The sequence below is a fragment of the Neptunomonas sp. genome (assembly GCF_041601355.1).
Taxonomy (GTDB): domain Bacteria; phylum Pseudomonadota; class Gammaproteobacteria; order Pseudomonadales; family Balneatricaceae; genus Neptunomonas.
Genome location: NZ_JBFIIH010000233.1, coordinates 1 through 3,002 on the forward strand (window position 1 = coordinate 1; position 3,002 = coordinate 3,002).

General features: G+C 49.5%; 1 protein-coding gene and 1 pseudogene. Both read left to right on the top strand.

Going from position 1 to position 3,002, the window contains the following annotated elements; genetic code table 11:
• Positions 1–2,797, top strand: a 2,797-nt coding sequence (recB, locus tag ABY436_RS19725) for an exodeoxyribonuclease V subunit beta (protein WP_372740635.1), incomplete at its 5' end; no start/stop codon positions are given.
• A pseudogene (locus ABY436_RS19730) lies at positions 2,794–3,002 on the top strand (exodeoxyribonuclease V subunit alpha); the annotation flags it as partial. The gene recB and the pseudogene ABY436_RS19730, both read left to right, overlap by 4 nt.

The window sequence follows — 3,002 nt, forward strand, 5'->3', positions numbered from 1 at the left end:
AGTTGAGACATCCGGGATTAATAAGCGCCGTTACAGCAAACGTAATTTGCCCGGCTGGCTGGAGACGGTAACGCAGTATGCCCAAGGTGATACGGCTCAGGTTCCCTGGGATAAACTGAATTATTTTCGTCAGTCCGTTATTGAAGAAGACTGCCCCAAAGGCGCGCCACCGTGTCATCCGGTTTTCACCCGGATTGACCAGCTCTTTGAGCGGCGTGTCCCTATTAAAGAGGTCATCATCTCGCAGGCGTTAGGCGAGGTGAAAAAGCGCTTACAGGCAGAAAAAGCGCGTCATCAGTTATTGGCTTTTGATGATCTGTTATCTCAATTAGCGTTTGCCTTGCAAAGAGAGGGCGGTGAGCGGCTAGCGGCGGCGATTCGTAAACAATATCCGGTTGCGATGATTGATGAGTTTCAGGATACCGACCCATTACAGTATGCTATTTTTAATCAGATCTATCCGGCGGCTCCGTCTGCTTTGTTGATGATTGGTGACCCGAAGCAGTCTATCTATGCTTTTCGTGGCGCTGATATTTTTACCTATATGCAAGCACGTAAACAGGTATCAGCTCACTATACTCTGGATACCAACTGGCGCTCATCCACTGCGATGGTCAACGCTGCTAATGCACTTTTCGGTTATATTCCTTCTGCTTTTATCTATGATCAGGATATTCCGTTTTATCCGGCTAAAGCATCGGCTAAGGCCGATAAAACAGCGTTCAATTGCCAGGGTAAGGTTCAGCCAGCGCTTAACTTCTGGATGGCCGGAGAATCACTGAGCGTCAGCGATTATCTGCAGCGTTATGCCGCTGGATGCGCCCGGCATATCGATGTGCTGTTAAATTCCGGACAGTATTATATTGGCAAGCGCCGCGTCCTGCCCGCTGATATCGCCATACTGGTACGTGACCGTAAAGAAGCTAAGGAGGTTCAGCAGGCGTTGCGTGGCCAGCGAATTGATTCGGTGTTTCTTTCCAGCCGCGAGAGTGTTTTTACCACCCTTGAGGCGCGTGAGCTACTTTATATTCTGCAGGCGATTGCTGAACCGACCGATGAGCGCCTGATGCGAACAGCGTTGGCCACCGGGGTGTTTCATCTGGATATGTTTGAGCTGGATACACTCTGCCAAAGTGAGCTGGAATGGGAAGCACTGGTTGTTGAGTTTCAGCAGTATCGTGAACATTGGCAGCGTTTAGGCGTGTTGCCTATGTTACATAATTTACTGGCGACACGTGGCTTGTCAGAACGGATTCTGGCCAGCGAAGATGGCGAACGTCGTCTAACTGACTTGTTGCATTTGGGGGAGTTATTACAGCAAGCCAGCCAGGAAGTTGAAGGGTTGATGGGGGCATTGCGTTGGTTAGCCGAACATCTGGCCAGCCCTAATCAGAATGCCGATGAGCAACAGCTTCACTTAGAAAGTGATCGTTCCCGTGTGACTATTATTACTATCCATAAATCCAAAGGGCTGGAGTATGAAATAGTCTGTTTACCGTTTATCTGTCGCTACCGGGATAGCAGTAATTCATTTTTTCACGATGACGAAGGCCGTTCTGTACTGAGTTTAGCGCCGGATGATGAGATTAAAGCCCGGGTAGAAAAAGAGCGTCTGGCGGAAGACCTTCGCCTGCTTTATGTGGCCGTAACACGTGCGGTGCATGCCTGTTATCTGGGCGTATGTGATGTTCGATACCGTAACAGTAAGCAGGGGAAAACGGCCAGTAGTGCATTGGGTTATCTATTGATGGGGCAGGAGCCTGATCTTGTTGAAGCGGTCAATAATTTTGCTGCCGTTTATGCCGCGTTAGATGTTCAGCCGGTGCCTGAAACAGCGCAGGATCACAGCACTGCTGATCTCTTTGCCGACCAGGTTTGCGGATCTGAAGCTGAGGCAGTAGCCGAGCCTTGTGAATCACAGGTCAAAATATTTTCCGGAGTTATTCAGCGTGACTGGCGTGTTACCAGCTACTCAGCCTTGAGCCGTTTTCATACGCGCGAAGCGATCACTGAGGTTATTCTGGATCTTGAAGTACTGGAGGAGCAAGACTCAACAGAGGATAACATGGAGGGTGTTTTTAATATTTTTACCTTCCATCGGGGGGCGACGGCCGGTACGTTTCTGCATACGCTTTTTGAAGAGATCGATTTTGCCACAGTCACGCCGCTACAGCTGGATGAGGTACTGGAGAAGCATCTGTTGCTGAGCGGTTTTGAGCCGGAGTGGCAGCCGGTGTTAGCTGAGTTTGTACAGCAAACCTTGCAGGTTTTACTGCCACAGGCAGGTTGTCGCTTAATGGATATCAGTGATCAGAACCGCTTGGTAGAGATGGAGTTCGTATTGCCCTTTGCCTCGATAGACGCATCTCATCTCAATCAGCTATTACGCCAGCACGATCCGTTAGCTCAGCGCGCCGGGGAGCTGCAGTTTGATCAGCTTCAAGGGATGCTGAAAGGTTATATCGATCTGACGATACGTTATGAAGGCCGCTATTATGTGGTGGATTATAAGTCCAATCATCTGGGGTACACACCGCAGGATTATAGTCAGGAGGCGATGCAACAGGCGATGATAGAGCATCGCTACGATTTGCAGTATGTGTTGTATACATTAGCCTTGCATCGTTTATTAAAAAACCGTTTGCCGGACTATCACTACGAAACGCATTTAGGCGGTGTCTATTATCTGTTTATACGCGGCATGCATAAAGATCAGGGGCAGCAGGGAATTTTCTATACCAAGCCTGCATTTGCGCTGATCGACGCCTTGGATAAGTTATTCCGGGAGGGGATATGAAACTATTGGAGGAACTTCATACGCAAGGTTATTTGCGGCCGCTGGATCTGCACTTTGCACACTGGTTGACAACGCAACAACCGAGCATGCCTGATTTTCTGGTATTGCTGGCGGCGCTGACCAGCCAGCAGCTTGGCGAAGGGCATGTCTGTGTCGACCTGAAACAGCTTGATCTGCTGTGGGCCGATTGGCCAACAACATTGCG